This is a genomic window from Pseudomonas sp. B21-048 (genome assembly GCF_024748615.1).
Classification (GTDB): Bacteria; Pseudomonadota; Gammaproteobacteria; order Pseudomonadales; family Pseudomonadaceae; genus Aquipseudomonas.
In genome coordinates this window covers 1,132,049-1,146,491 of record NZ_CP087168.1, presented here as the reverse complement: position 1 = coordinate 1,146,491, position 14,443 = coordinate 1,132,049, and the positions used below count along the sequence as shown (strand labels likewise).

At 58.5% G+C, this 14,443-nt stretch carries 13 protein-coding genes; 5 read left to right on the top strand and 8 right to left on the bottom strand.

Annotation, left to right across the window (positions count from 1 at the left end):
• Positions 1-40: 40 nt before the first annotated feature.
• The 8 genes from rseP to rpsB form a co-directional block, all read right to left on the bottom strand.
• Positions 41-1,393 (bottom strand): RIP metalloprotease RseP, encoded by a 1,353-nt coding sequence (gene rseP / locus LOY56_RS05130; protein ID WP_258620312.1) that lies wholly within the window; start codon positions 1,391-1,393, stop codon positions 41-43.
• Positions 1,394-1,445: 52 nt separating this feature from the next.
• Positions 1,446-2,636 (bottom strand): 1-deoxy-D-xylulose-5-phosphate reductoisomerase, encoded by a 1,191-nt coding sequence (ispC, locus tag LOY56_RS05125; protein WP_258620311.1) that lies wholly within the window; start codon positions 2,634-2,636, stop codon positions 1,446-1,448.
• Positions 2,633-3,439 (bottom strand): phosphatidate cytidylyltransferase, encoded by an 807-nt coding sequence (locus LOY56_RS05120; RefSeq protein WP_258620309.1) that lies wholly within the window; start codon positions 3,437-3,439, stop codon positions 2,633-2,635. Before LOY56_RS05120 ends, ispC begins: the two co-directional genes overlap by 4 nt.
• Positions 3,439-4,194: a polyprenyl diphosphate synthase gene (gene uppS / locus LOY56_RS05115; RefSeq protein WP_258620308.1), complete on the bottom strand. Its 756-nt coding sequence runs from the start codon at positions 4,192-4,194 to the stop codon at positions 3,439-3,441. Before uppS ends, LOY56_RS05120 begins: the two co-directional genes overlap by 1 nt.
• A 13-nt stretch (positions 4,195-4,207) precedes the next feature.
• Positions 4,208-4,765, bottom strand: a complete 558-nt coding sequence (frr, locus tag LOY56_RS05110) for a ribosome recycling factor (protein WP_007907979.1) — start codon at positions 4,763-4,765, stop codon at positions 4,208-4,210.
• Complete coding sequence (pyrH, locus tag LOY56_RS05105; RefSeq protein WP_003172271.1) at positions 4,762-5,505, bottom strand: UMP kinase; 744 nt, start codon at positions 5,503-5,505, stop codon at positions 4,762-4,764. Before pyrH ends, frr begins: the two co-directional genes overlap by 4 nt.
• A 210-nt stretch (positions 5,506-5,715) precedes the next feature.
• Entirely contained in the window at positions 5,716-6,579 is an 864-nt protein-coding gene (gene tsf, locus LOY56_RS05100; protein ID WP_258620307.1) for a translation elongation factor Ts, read from the bottom strand.
• 190 nt (positions 6,580-6,769) lie between these two features.
• Positions 6,770-7,507 (bottom strand): 30S ribosomal protein S2, encoded by a 738-nt coding sequence (rpsB, locus tag LOY56_RS05095; RefSeq protein WP_008028964.1) that lies wholly within the window; start codon positions 7,505-7,507, stop codon positions 6,770-6,772.
• 372 nt (positions 7,508-7,879) lie between these two features.
• Here rpsB and map point away from each other — a divergent pair, with 372 nt between their 5' ends.
• The 5 genes from map to dapD all read left to right on the top strand — a co-directional run bounded on the left by map (position 7,880) and on the right by dapD (position 14,439).
• Positions 7,880-8,662: a type I methionyl aminopeptidase gene (gene map / locus LOY56_RS05090; protein ID WP_258620306.1), complete on the top strand. Its 783-nt coding sequence runs from the start codon at positions 7,880-7,882 to the stop codon at positions 8,660-8,662.
• Between the two features lie 45 nt (positions 8,663-8,707).
• Positions 8,708-11,410, top strand: a complete 2,703-nt coding sequence (locus tag LOY56_RS05085; protein ID WP_258620305.1) for a [protein-PII] uridylyltransferase — start codon at positions 8,708-8,710, stop codon at positions 11,408-11,410.
• A gap of 129 nt (positions 11,411-11,539) precedes the next feature.
• Positions 11,540-12,739: a succinyldiaminopimelate transaminase gene (gene dapC / locus LOY56_RS05080; RefSeq protein ID WP_258620304.1), complete on the top strand. Its 1,200-nt coding sequence runs from the start codon at positions 11,540-11,542 to the stop codon at positions 12,737-12,739.
• Between the two features lie 239 nt (positions 12,740-12,978).
• Positions 12,979-13,371, top strand: a complete 393-nt coding sequence (locus LOY56_RS05075) for an ArsC family reductase (protein WP_258622567.1) — start codon at positions 12,979-12,981, stop codon at positions 13,369-13,371.
• Between the two features lie 33 nt (positions 13,372-13,404).
• On the top strand, positions 13,405-14,439 hold the full coding sequence (dapD, locus tag LOY56_RS05070; RefSeq protein WP_258620303.1) for a 2,3,4,5-tetrahydropyridine-2,6-dicarboxylate N-succinyltransferase: 1,035 nt from the start codon (positions 13,405-13,407) through the stop codon (positions 14,437-14,439).
• The last annotated feature ends 4 nt before the right edge of the window (positions 14,440-14,443 follow it).

The window sequence follows — 14,443 nt, the reverse complement described above, 5'->3', positions numbered from 1 at the left end:
ACTGCCGCAAAATGCGGCAGATTCGCAATTCAGCGAAGCGTTACAGTCGACCCAGATCATTGACCAGAGCAAGCAACATCACCCCGACCACCAAACTGATGCCGATCTGTATCCCCCAACCTTGCACCCGATCCGACAAGGGACGACCACGCGCCCACTCGATCAGATAAAACAACAAATGCCCCCCATCCAGTACAGGAATGGGCAACAAATTCAGAACACCCAGGCTAATACTCAGATAAGCAAGGAAATTCAGGAAATCAGCGGCGCCCGACTGGGCAGAAGCGCCCGCCACTTTAGCAATGGTTATCGGTCCACTCAAGTTTTTTACCGAGAGCTCGCCGAACAACATTTTCTTGAGCGAATCGAGGGTCAATACACTCATGGTCCAGGTACGCCGGGCACCCTCGCCAATCGCGGCTATCGGACCGTAACTGACTTCGCGCATCATCTCTGGTGGCCAATCGACCGCTTTCACCCCGGCGCCCAGATAACCGTTGGGTGCCTTGCTCTCGCCGCGAGAAGCTAATGTCACCGGGAGGTCGATTTGAGCACTATCGCGCTCAACGCGCAGCATGATTTTAGTATCCGGATGCATACGGACGATGTCGACTACCTGCTGCCAGTCGTCCAGCGCCTTGCCATCGAGAGCCAACAAGCGATCACCGGGCTTGAGGCCCGCAGCCTTCGCCGGCCCTTTCGGATCAAATTCGGCCAGGACCAGCGGTAATGCCGGACGCCAGGGACGAATACCCAGCGAGCGAATCGGATCCGGCTCATCAGCACCCTTGAGCCATTTGTCCAGCACTAGCTCACGGGGCGAGTCGACCGTGGAGCCCTGTTCGCGGACCAGCAATTGAAGAGAGCCGCTCTCACCCAGACGACGAATCAACTGCAGATTCACCGCGGCCCAGCCGGAAGTTGGCTCGCCATCGATGGCCATAATTTCCTGACCGGGGCTCAAACCGGCCTTGGAGGCCATACTGCCGGCCTCCACCGCACCGATAACCGGCCGAACCTGCTCGCTGCCCAGCATTGCCAAGGCCCAGAAAAACACCATCGCCAATAAGAAATTGGCGATCGGACCGGCCGCGACAATGGCGACGCGTTGACGGACAGATTTGCGATTGAAGGCTTGATCGAGCTGATCGCCCGGCACTTCGCCTTCACGCTCGTCGAGCATCTTCACGTAGCCACCCAGCGGAATGGCGGCGATCACGAATTCAGTGCCTTTACTGTCGTGCCAGCGCAGCAGCGGCATGCCGAAGCCCACGGAGAAACGCAGCACTTTGACCCCACAGCGACGTGCAACCCAGAAATGGCCGAATTCGTGGAAGGTGACCAGCACGCCCAGTGCCACCAGGGTGCCGACAATCATATAGAGCGCGCTCATGTACTTTCTCCGCAATCCTGTCAGTGCTGCATGGGGCAACGTATTGCAGCACTTATCGCCCGTGACGACTCAACCATTGCCCGGCCAGTACCCGTGCTTTCGCATCAGCCGTAAACACTGCCTCGAGATCATCTACCGCAACCACAGGCTCGAGGTTCAACACTTCCTCGATAATACTCGCGATTTCCAGGTAGCGAGCCCGTCCGTCGAGAAAGGCAGCCACAGCTACCTCATTCGCGGCATTGAGCATGGCCGGCGCGCTATTGCCCGCCTCGGCGGCTTGACGTGCAAGGCGCAGGCACGGGAAACGCTCTTCATCGGGCGACTGGAAATCCAGGCGAGCGATGGCAAACAGGTCCAGCGGCGCAACACCCGAGTCGATTCGCTCTGGCCAGGCCAAGGCATTGGCAATCGGCGTGCGCATGTCCGGATTACCCAACTGCGCCAGTACCGAGCCGTCGATGTAGTCGACCAGCGAATGAATCACGCTCTGCGGGTGAATCACCACTTCGACCTGGGAGGGTGTGGCGTCGAACAGCCAGCAGGCCTCGATCAGCTCGAGCCCTTTGTTCATCATGCTGGCCGAATCCACCGAAATCTTGCGTCCCATGGACCAATTCGGGTGCGCGCACGCTTGCTCGGGAGAAACATGCGCCAGTTCGGCCATGGGTGTCTGCCGGAACGGGCCGCCAGAGGCTGTAAGCAAAATCCGACGCACACCGACCGCACCAAGCCCACGGGCGAAATCCCGTGGCATGCACTGGAAAATCGCGTTGTGCTCGCTGTCGATCGGCAGCAACACCGAACCGCTTTTACGCACGGCCTGCATAAACAGGGCACCGGACATCACCAGTGCTTCTTTGTTGGCCAGAAGAATTTTCTTGCCGGCCTCGACCGCCGCCAAGGTCGGACGCAAGCCCGCCGCACCGACAATGGCCGCCATCACCGCATCGACTTGCGGATCGGAGGCAATCTGACACAAGCCCTCCTCCCCCACCAGAACGCGCGTCGACAGACCGGCCGCGCGCAAATCGTCCTGCAAGCCTCGGGCAGCGCCAGATTCCGGCACAACGGCGAAGCGCGGCGTATGACGTACGCACAGCGCCAGCAACTCACTCAAACGAGTGAAACCGCTCAAGGCGAAAACCTGATAACGCTCGGGATGACGGGCAATGACGTCGAGGGTGCTCAGACCGATCGAACCGGTAGCTCCCAGCACGGTAATCTGTTGCGGGCGGCTCACGGTGCCGCCATCCACAACAGCACGGCGAATACAGGTATCGCCGCTGTCAGGCTGTCGATGCGGTCCAGCACGCCACCATGACCGGGCAGCAGATTACTGCTGTCCTTAATCCCCGACTGGCGCTTGAACATGCTTTCGGTGAGGTCGCCCACGACTGAAATGAATACGATAGTTGCGGCACCGAACAGCCCCGTCAGCATCTGAACGAAACTCCAGTCCCGCACAAAACCGACGACTGCTGTAATCACCAGACTCAGCAGCAAGCCGCCGTACACGCCTTCCCAACTCTTCCCGGGGCTGACCTGTGGCGCCAGCTTGCGCTTGCCGAAGGCCCGACCGGAAAAGTACGCACCGATATCGGCCCCCCAGACCAGCACCATCACCGCCATGATCAGCCAGTTACCCAAGGGTTCCTGCTTGATCAACACCAGACCCTGCCAGGCCGGCAACAGAATCAACAAACCGATCATCAGTTTGCAGGCTGCGCTGGCCCAGTGCTCGCTGGACTGTGGATAGGTCAATACCAAATAGGTAGCCGCGCCCCACCAGAGTACTGAAGCGCCCAACACCCAAGGCGCGAGCCCCGGCACGATATGCATGACAAACAGCACCAACGCGACCACAGCCGCATAGGCAATGCGAATCGACTGAGCAGCGAAACCTGCCAGGCGCGCCCACTCCCACGCCCCGAGCGTTACCACCAGCCCGATGAACAGCGCAAAACCGGACCCTTCGAGCAGGAAAAACCCGCACAAGGCAATCGGCAGCAGGATCAGCGCCGTGATGATTCGTTGTTTAAGCATTAAACCCGGGCTCCAGCCTCGACCTGCTCGCCCGTTTTACCGAAGCGACGCTGGCGAGAAGCGAAATCGGCCAGCGCATTGCGCATGGCGTCGTGTTTGAAGTCCGGCCAGAACAGGTCGGAGAAGTACAATTCGGCGTAAGCCAGTTGCCACAGCAAAAAGTTGCTGATGCGACGCTCGCCACCGGTACGGATGCACAAATCCGGCAACGGTAGATCACCGGTCGCCAGACAGGTTTGCAACAGCTCGGGGGTAATGTCTTCCGGACGCAGATGTCCAGCCTGAACTTCCCGCGCCAGACGCTGCGCGGCTTGCGCAATGTCCCACTGACCGCCGTAGTTGGCGGCGATCTGCAGGATAAAGCGGTTAGCGCCGACCGTCATCGCCTCGACTTCGCGCATGGCAGCCTGAAGCTCCGGATGAAAACGCGAGCGGTCGCCAATGATGCGCAAGCTGATGTTGTTGTCGTTGAGGCGCTTGGCCTCACGACGCAGTGCCTTGAAGAACAGGTCCATCAAGGCACTGACCTCATCGGCCGGGCGCTGCCAGTTCTCGCTGGAGAAGGCGAACAGGGTCAGCACTTCGACCTTGGCCTCGGCACATACCTCGATCACCGCCCGCACGGCATCCACACCCGCTTTATGCCCGGCGACACCCGGCATAAAGCGTTTTTTCGCCCAGCGATTATTACCATCCATGATGATCGCGACATGGCGCGGCACCGCGGACGGTGCAGTCTGCTTTGTCTTATCCATTAAAACGTGACCCTTATACGGCCATCAGGTCTTTTTCTTTCTGCGCCAAATTCGCGTCGATTTCAGCCACGTACTTTTTGGTCAGATCATCAATTTCGCCAGTCGCGCGACGCTCTTCGTCTTCGCTGATTTCCTTTTCCTTGACCAGATCCTTGAGCTGGCTGTTCGCATCACGACGGATGTTACGCACCGCAACACGGGCATCTTCAGCGACATCACGAGCCTGCTTGGTGAAGCCCTTACGGGTTTCTTCGGTCAGGGCCGGCATGGAAATCAGCAACAACTCACCCAGATTGGTCGGGTTGAGGTTCAGACCCGCGCTACCGATGGCCTTGTCGACGGCACCCAGCATATTGCGCTCAAAGGCAACCACTTGCAGGGTGCGGGCGTCTTTAACGGTGATGTTCGCCACTTGCTTGATCGGAGTGTCGGAACCGTAATACGGCACCATTACGCCTTCCAGAATGCTTGGGTGCGCCTGGCCGGTACGAATACGGCCAAAGTTGTGCGCCAGCGATTCGACGGATTTTTTCATGCGCTCTTGAGCGTCTTTCTTGATTTCGTTGATCATTGTTGGCCTTCCTCGATCAGGGTCCCTTCAGCGCCGCCATGCACGATGTTCAGCAGGGCGCCGGGCTTGTTCATGTTAAATACGCGCAGCGGCATTTTGTGGTCGCGGCACAGGCAAATGGCCGTCAAATCCATTACACCCAGCTTGCGATCCAGCACTTCATCATAAGTCAGATGATCGAACTTCTCGGCATGCGGGTCTTTGAATGGATCAGCCGTGTAAACGCCATCGACCTTGGTCGCCTTGAGCACAACGTCAGCGTCGATTTCGATCGCACGCAAGCAGGCTGCCGAATCCGTGGTGAAGAACGGATTACCGGTACCGGCCGCAAAAATCACCACTTCCTTGGCATTCAGGTGGCGCATGGCTTTGCGGCGATCGTAGTGATCGGTCACGCCCACCATGGAAATGGCCGACATCACGATGGCCGAGATATTGGCACGTTCCAGCGCATCGCGCATCGCCAGGGCGTTCATCACAGTGGCCAGCATCCCCATATGGTCGCCAGTCACCCGATCCATGCCCGCCGCGCTTAGCGCCGCGCCGCGGAACAGGTTGCCGCCACCGATCACCAGACCGACCTGAACACCGATGCCGACCAGTTGGCCGACTTCCAGCGCCATGCGATCCAGGACTTTCGGGTCGATCCCGAACTCTTCCGAGCCCATCAGGGCCTCGCCGCTAAGTTTGAGTAGAATGCGTTTATAGCGAGCCTGATAACCACTGCCCTGCTGAGCCATTGCGAATCTCTCCTGCGGCGTATTTTAAAAATTCTTTGCGAGCTGTTTACAGCTGGCGTTCACTCTAACTTGGCGCTGCTTCAGCGCCATCGGAACATGGCTTTGTAAGCCAGTTCCAAAAGGAAGCCAATTAAAATTGGCAACCCCATCTGAAAAGAGGCTGCGCGCGTGAGCGGGCAGCCTCTTCAGGGCGACAGTTAAAAAACCGTCTTACTGCTTGGCAGCAGCCAGTTGAGCGGCAACTTCTTCAGCGAAGTTGTCGACCGGCTTCTCGATGCCTTCGCCGACTTTGAAGTAGGTGAAGGAAACGATTTCAGCACCGGCTTTCTTGGCCAGGTCGCCGACCTTGATTTCAGGGTTCTTGACGAACGCCTGCTCAACCAGGCTGGCTTCGGCCAGGAACTTGCTGATACGGCCTTTGACCATGTTTTCAACGATGTTTTCTGGCTTGCCGGCGATCTTGTCAGCGTTCAGCGTCAGGAACACGCCTTTCTCACGCTCGACCGCTTCAGCGGAAACTTCCGATGGCAGCAGGAACTCAGGGTTGGTGGCCGCTACGTGCATAGCGATGTCCTTGGCCAACTCAACGTCGCCGCCTTTCAGGACAACGGTAACACCGATCTTGTTACCGTGCAGGTAACCACCGACAACGTCACCTTCAACGCGCGCCAGGCGACGGATGTTGACGTTTTCGCCAACCTTGCCGACCAGTACCAGGCGAGCAGCTTCTTGAGCTTCGATCAGCGGAGCAACGTCAGTCAGCTTGTCGGCGAACGCTTTTTCAACGCTTGCAGCAACAAATGCCTTGAAGTCGTCCTGCAGGGCCAGGAAGTCGGTCTGCGAGTTCACTTCCAGCAGAACGGCGGATTTACCGTCTTCCTTCAGAGCGATAGCACCTTCAGCAGCCACGTTGCCTGCTTTCTTGGCAGCCTTGATGGCGCCCGAAGCACGCATGTCATCAATGGCTTTTTCGATGTCGCCGCCAGCCTTGGTCAAGGCCTTTTTGCAGTCCATCATGCCTTCGCCAGTACGCTCGCGCAGTTCTTTGACCAACGCTGCAGTAATCTCTGCCATTTCAAAATCCTCTTGGATAGGTTTTCAACCATTCCACCCGATCGAACGGGCGTTCAATTCTTCCCGAACCACCCTTGTAAGCCGCTGCTCGTTACAACGTTGCAACTGCGGGGCCGACAAACGGTTTTCGAGGTGGCAAAAAGGGGGCCAAGCCCCCTTTTTGCTTACTGAGTCAACGCCAGGGCGTCAATTACTCAGCTGCAGCTGCCGGAGCTTCTTCAACGAACTGCTCGGTGCCGCCAGCAACGTGGTTGCGACCGCGGATTACAGCGTCAGCCATCGAACCCATGTACAGCTGGATAGCGCGGATTGCGTCATCGTTGCCTGGGATGATGTAGTCAACGCCTTCCGGGCTGCTGTTGGTATCGACTACGCCGATAACCGGGATGCCCAGCTTGTTGGCTTCGGTGATCGCGATGCGCTCGTGATCAACGTCGATAACGAACAGAGCGTCTGGCAGACCGCCCATGTCCTTGATACCACCCAGGGAACGATCCAGCTTTTCCAGGTCACGGGAGCGCATCAGCGCTTCTTTCTTGGTCAGCTTGGCGAAAGTACCGTCTTCGGCTTGCACTTCAAGGTCACGCAGACGCTTGATGGAAGCACGGATGGTTTTGAAGTTGGTCAGCATGCCGCCCAACCAGCGGTGATCGACGTACGGCGAACCGCAACGTGCTGCTTCTTCAGCAACGATCTTGCCAGCGGAACGCTTGGTGCCGACGAACAGGATCTTGTTTTTGCCCTGGGCCAGACGCTCTACGAAAGTCAGAGCTTCGTTGAACATTGGCAGGGTTTTTTCAAGGTTGATGATGTGGATCTTGTTACGCGCGCCGAAAATGTATTTACCCATTTTCGGGTTCCAGTAACGGGTCTGGTGACCGAAGTGCACACCGGCCTTCAGCATATCGCGCATGTTGACTTGGGACATGATAGTTCCTTAATAAGTCGGGTTTGGCCTCCACGTATCCCAATGACCAACCAGCAGCATCAGCTGAAGGCACCCAGGTCATCGTGTCGACACGTGTGTGGATTTAAGCTTTCAGGGGATCCCCGGAAAGCGGCGCATTTTATACCACAAGGCAGAAAAAAACGGAACCCGGATTCTGAAAACCTGGCGAATGCTTTTGCCCCCCGCCTTGGAATCTCCCCGGAATGCGCCATCCTATAGAGAGAAGCGATACACAGAGGCTCAGATTTGCCCTGATCGTCTGGTAGAATCGCGCTTTTCAGGGCCGCGACAATTGTTCGCGCAATGCCCATTCCGTTTTAGAAGGCGCCGTTGAGCGCAGAGAGAGCCTGTATGACTATCACCCTCAAAACCCCAGAGGACATCGCAAAAATGCGTATCGCCGGCAAATTGGCCGCCGATGTGCTGGAAATGATTGCCGATTATGTCAAACCGGGTGTCACCACCGAAGAGCTGGACCGCATCTGCCATGACTATATCGTCAATGAGCAGAAAGCCATTCCTGCCCCACTCAACTACAAGGGCTTCCCGAAGTCGATCTGCACCTCGATCAACCATGTGGTCTGCCACGGCATCCCGAACGAGAAGCCGCTTAAAGATGGCGACACCGTGAATATCGACGTGACAGTGATCAAGGACGGCTACCACGGCGACACTAGCCGCATGTTCCACGTCGGTACCGTGCCGGTCTGGGCCGAGCGCTTGTCCCAGGTGACCCAAGAATGCATGTACAAGGCCATCGAGCTGGTCAAACCCGGCTGCCGCCTGGGCGATATCGGTGAAGTGATCCAGAAGCACGCGGAAAAAAATGGTTTCTCGGTGGTTCGCGAGTTCTGCGGCCACGGCATCGGCAAAGTCTTCCACGAAGAACCGCAGATCCTGCACTACGGCCGCGCCGGCACCGGCATGGAACTGAAAGCCGGCATGACCTTCACCATCGAGCCGATGATCAACCAGGGCAAGGCCGACACCAAGGTGCTGGGCGACGGCTGGACCGCGATTACCAAGGACCGCAAGCTGTCGGCACAATGGGAACACACCCTGCTGGTGACCGAAACCGGTTACGAGATCTTCACTTTGCGCAGCGACGATACCATCCCTCGCGTTTCGGCCTGATCCCGCCCGCTCCGTTCCCAGCCTTATAGAAAGGAAAGCCAATCGATGCCGCAGGTGGATCCCGAACTCTTCGACCGCGGCCAGTTCCAGGCTGAACTGGCCTTGAAGGCAAGCCCTATTGCTGCTTTCAAGAAGGCGATCCGTCAGGCTCGCGAGGTGCTCGACGAGCGGTTCCGCAGTGGCCGGGACATTCGCCGGCTGATCGAGGATCGCGCCTGGTTTATCGACAACATCCTGCAGCAGGCCTGGGAGCAGTTTAACTGGAGCGAAGATGCCGATATCGCTCTGGTGGCGGTCGGCGGCTACGGTCGCGGCGAGTTACACCCTTACTCCGATATCGATCTGCTGATTTTGCTGGACAATGCCGATCACGAAATCTTTCGAGATTCCATCGAACGTTTTCTGACGTTGCTGTGGGACATCGGCCTGGAAGTCGGCCAGAGCGTTCGCTCGGTGGACGAATGCGCCGAGGAATCCCGCGCTGACCTGACGGTGGTCACCAACTTGATGGAAAGCCGCACTATCTGCGGCCCTGAACGTTTGCGTCAGCGCATGCTGGACGTCACCAGCACCGAGCATATGTGGCCCAGCAAGGAGTTCTTCCTGGCCAAACGCGCTGAGCAAAAAGCCCGTCATCACAAGTACAACGACACCGAATACAACCTGGAACCCAACGTCAAGGGTTCGCCCGGCGGATTGCGGGATATTCAAACGATTCTCTGGGTCGCCCGTCGTCAGTACGGCACCCTGAACCTGCGGGCCCTGGCGGGTGAAGGCTTCCTGGTGGAGAGCGAAAATGCCCTGCTGGCCTCGTCCCAGGAGTTTCTGTGGAAGGTCCGTTACGCCCTGCACATGCTCGCCGGTCGCTCCGAAGACCGCCTGCTGTTCGATCACCAGCGCACGATTGCCGGGCTGTTGGGTTTCGCGGGCAATGATGCCAAACAAGCCATCGAAAACTTCATGCAGCAGTATTACCGGGTGGTCATGAGCATTGCCCAGCTCAGCGACCTGATCATCCAGCACTTCGAAGAAGTGATCCTCGCGCCCGAAGATGAAGCACCACCACAACCGATCAACTCGCGGTTCCAGCTGCATGACGGCTACATCGAGGCGCGTAGCGACAACGTGTTCCGCCGTACGCCATTCGCCATGCTCGAGATCTTTGTGCTGATGACCCAGCAACCGGAGATCAAAGGCGTACGCGCCGATACCATCCGCCTGCTGCGCGAGAATCGTCATCTGATCGATGACGACTTCCGCAACGATATTCGTAATACCAGCCTGTTCATCGAGCTGTTCAAGTGCAAGATCGGCATCCACCGCAATCTGCGACGAATGAACCGTTACGGCATCCTTGGGCGCTATCTGCCGGAGTTCGGCTTCATTGTCGGGCAGATGCAGCATGACCTGTTTCACATCTATACGGTCGACGCGCATACCCTGAACCTGATCAAGCACCTGCGTAAGCTGCAGTACACCCAGGTGTCGGAAAAATTCCCGCTGGCCAGCAAACTCATGGCCAAACTGCCCAAACCCGAACTGATTTACCTGGCCGGCCTGTACCACGACATCGGCAAGGGCCGGCATGGCGATCATTCGGAAATCGGCGCCGTGGATGCCGAAGCCTTTTGCCAGCGCCACCAGTTGCCGATCTGGGACAGCCGCCTGATCGTGTGGCTGGTGCAGAACCACTTGATGATGTCGACCACGGCCCAGCGCAAGGATCTGTCCGACCCGCAAGTGATCCATGATTTCGCGCAGACCGTCGGCGATGAAACCCGCCTCGATTATCTGTATGTATTGACCGTTGCGGACATCAACGCAACCAACCCGACGCTGTGGAACTCCTGGCGCGCGAGCCTGTTGCGCCAGCTCTACACCGAGACCAAGCGCGCCTTGCGCCGTGGCCTGGAGAACCCGGTGGATCGCGAAGAGCAGATCCGCCAGACCCAAAGCGCGGCGCTGGACATCCTGGTACGCGGCGGCAACGATCCGGACGATGTCGAGCAGCTTTGGGCGCAATTGGGCGATGACTATTTCCTGCGCCACACTGCCGGCGACGTGGCCTGGCACACTGATGCGATCCTGCAGCAGCCGGCCGACGGTGGCCCGCTGGTGTTGATCAAGGAAACCACCCAGCGCGAGTTCGAGGGCGGTACGCAGATATTCATCTATGCACCGGACCAGCACGACTTCTTCGCCGTGACCGTGGCGGCGATGGACCAGCTCAATCTGAACATTCACGACGCCCGGGTCATCACCTCCAGCAGCCAGTTCACCCTCGACACCTATATCGTGCTCGACACCGATGGCGACTCGATCGGCGACAACCCGGCACGGGTCAAGCAGATCCGCGAAGGCCTGACCGAAGCCCTGCGCAACCCGGACAACTACCCGACCATCATCCAGCGTCGGGTGCCGCGCCAGCTCAAGCATTTCGCGTTTGCGCCTCAGGTGACGATCCACAACGACGCTCAGCGTCCGGTGACGGTGCTGGAACTCAGCGCCCCCGACCGCCCCGGCCTGCTGGCGCGGATCGGCACGATTTTCCTTGAGTTCGACCTGTCGTTGCAGAACGCCAAGATCGCCACCCTGGGCGAGCGCGTGGAAGACGTGTTCTTCATCACCGACGCCAACAATCAGCCGCTGTCCGACCCATTGCTGTGCAGCCGCTTGCAGGATGCAATCGTCAAACAGCTGAGCGTCAGCCAGGAACCCGATATCAAACTTTCGCGCATCAGCATCTGAATTAATAAATGTCCCCCTGTGGGAGCAGATTTCCTGTGGTGAGGGGGCTTGTTGTGTCGAGGGGGCTTGCCCCCTCACCACAAAAGCCCCCTGCACCACATTAGTCCTCCCACATTGAACGAGGCCCCCATGAACAACGCTCTGAACCAGTTGCAGCCCTACCCGTTCGAAAAGCTCCGCGCTCTGCTCGGCAGCGTCACGCCAAACCCGGATAAACGCGCCATTGCACTGTCCATCGGCGAGCCAAAACACCGTTCACCGAGCTTCGTCGCCGAAGCGCTGGCGAGCAATCTGGATCAGATGGCCGTGTACCCGACCACCCTTGGCATTCCGGCCTTGCGTGAAGCCATTGCCGCCTGGTGCGAACGTCGCTTCAGCGTCCCGAACGGCTGGCTCGACCCGGAGCGCAACGTGTTGCCGGTCAATGGCACCCGTGAAGCGCTGTTCGCCTTCACCCAGACCGTGGTCAACCGTAGCGACGATGCCTTGGTGGTCAGCCCGAACCCGTTCTATCAAATCTACGAAGGCGCGGCGTTCCTGGCCGGGGCCAAGCCGCATTACCTGCCGTGCCTGGACGAAAACGGCTTCAACCCGGACTTCGACGCCGTTTCACCGGACATCTGGAAACGCTGCCAGATCCTGTTCCTGTGCTCACCAGGTAATCCAACGGGTGCGCTGATTCCGGTCGACACCCTGAAAAATCTGATCGCCCTGGCTGACCAATACGATTTCGTGATCGCTGCCGATGAGTGCTACAGCGAGCTGTACTTCGACGAACAGACCCCTCCGCCCGGCCTGCTCAGCGCGTGCGTGGAACTGGGCCGCAAGGACTTCAAACGCTGCGTGGTGTTCCACAGCCTGTCCAAGCGCTCCAACTTGCCTGGCCTGCGCTCGGGCTTTGTCGCCGGTGACGCGGATATTCTCAAAGGCTTCCTGCTGTACCGCACCTACCACGGCTGCGCGATGCCGGTTCAGACACAACTGGCCAGCGTTGCTGCATGGAATGATGAAGTGCATGTACGAGCCAACCGTACGCTGTACCGCGAAAAATATGATGCGGTATTGGAAATCCTCAGCCCGGTAATGGATGTGCAACGTCCGGATGGCGGTTTCTACCTGTGGCCTAATGTGGCGGGAGATGATGCTACGTTCTGTCGCGATCTGTTCGAACAGGAGCATGTGACCGTGGTGCCGGGCTCTTACTTGTCCCGCGACGTGGATGGCGTCAATCCAGGCGCCGGGCGTGTGCGGATGGCGCTGGTCGCGCCGCTGGCGGAGTGCGTGGAAGCCGCCGAGCGAATTCGCAATTTCGTGCAGCGCCGTAAATAACAGCCTCGCGCCTACATAAATGCGCTGCACCCGCAGCGCTTTCAAGCGCAAGCGCCGCTCCCGAAAATCACTGCGCGCTTGTGCTTGAGCCGACCATTGAAGTGCCACATTCGCCGCTTGGAATGCAGGCCGACTGCTGCACCTATGTCCTATGGAACAGCGGCTATCCAAGTCAAAAAGACAAACCCGACCACAGCCGTCGCGAAACCGTCCGGTCATGGCATAATCCGTCACCTTTTATGTTCAGCACCTGCAAAGGGGGCAATTCCTTGACCGCTTCAAGCAAAACGTTGCACCTTTTCGGCATCAAAGCCTGCGACACCATGAAAAAGGCGCGCACCTGGCTCGATGAACACGCTGTCAGCTATGACTTCCATGATTACAAAACGGTTGGAATCGACCGTAAACACCTGAGCCAATGGTGCGACGAGCACGGCTGGCAAGTGGTGCTGAACCGTGCAGGCACGACCTTTCGCAAGCTCGACGACGAACGCAAAGCCGATCTCGACCAGCCGAAAGCCATCGAACTGATGCTCGCACAACCCTCGATGATCAAGCGCCCGGTGCTCGATCTCGGTGACCGAACCCTGATTGGCTTCAAGCCAGATATCTACGCGGCAGCGCTCAAGTAAGCCAGCCCGTTCCATTTTGTTAGAGGTGTCAACATGTCCACTACCCTGTTCAGCCTGGCCTTTGGTGTCGGCACTCAAAACCGTCAAGGCGCATGGCTGGAAGTGTTTTACGCGCAGCCATTGCTCAATCCGTCGGCCGAACTGGTCGCTGCCATTGCACCGGCTCTGGGCTACACCGAAGGCAATCAAGCCATCGCCTTCAGCACCGCTCAGGCGTCGCAATTGGCCGAAGCGCTGAAAAGCGTCGACGCTGCACAAGCGGCACTGCTGACCCGTCTGGCCGAGAGCCACAAGCCGCTGGTCGCCACTATTTTGGCCGAAGACGCTCAGCTGACCTCCACGCCTGAGGCTTACCTCAAGCTGCATTTGCTGTCCCATCGCCTGGTCAAGCCGCATGGCCTGAACCTGGCCGGCGTGTTCCCGCTGCTGCCAAACGTGGCCTGGACCAGCCAGGGCGCGATCGACCTGGCCGAACTGGCCGAGCATCAACTGGAAGCCCGCCTGCGCGGCGAGCTGCTGGAAGTGTTCTCGGTGGACAAGTTCCCGAAAATGACCGACTACGTGGTACCGGCCGGCGTGCGTATCGCTGACGCGGCGCGTATTCGTCTGGGCGCTTACGTGGGCGAAGGCACCACCGTGATGCACGAAGGTTTCGTCAACTTCAACGCCGGCACTGAAGGCCCGGGCATGATCGAAGGTCGTGTGTCGGCGGGCGTGTTCGTCGGCAAGGGTTCGGACTTGGGCGGCGGTTGCTCGACCATGGGCACCCTATCGGGTGGCGGCAACATCGTGATCAAGGTTGGCGAAGGCTGCCTGATCGGCGCCAACGCCGGTATCGGTATCCCGTTGGGCGACCGCAACACTGTTGAGTCGGGGCTGTACGTGACGGCCGGCACCAAGGTGGCGTTGCTGGACGAGCACAACAAACTGGTCAAAGTCGTTAAGGCCCGTGAACTGGCTGGTCAGCCTGACCTATTGTTCCGCCGCAATTCGGAGACCGGTGCCGTGGAGTGCAAAACCCACAAATCGGCCATCGAACTGAACGAAGCGCTGCACGCTCACAACTAAGCAG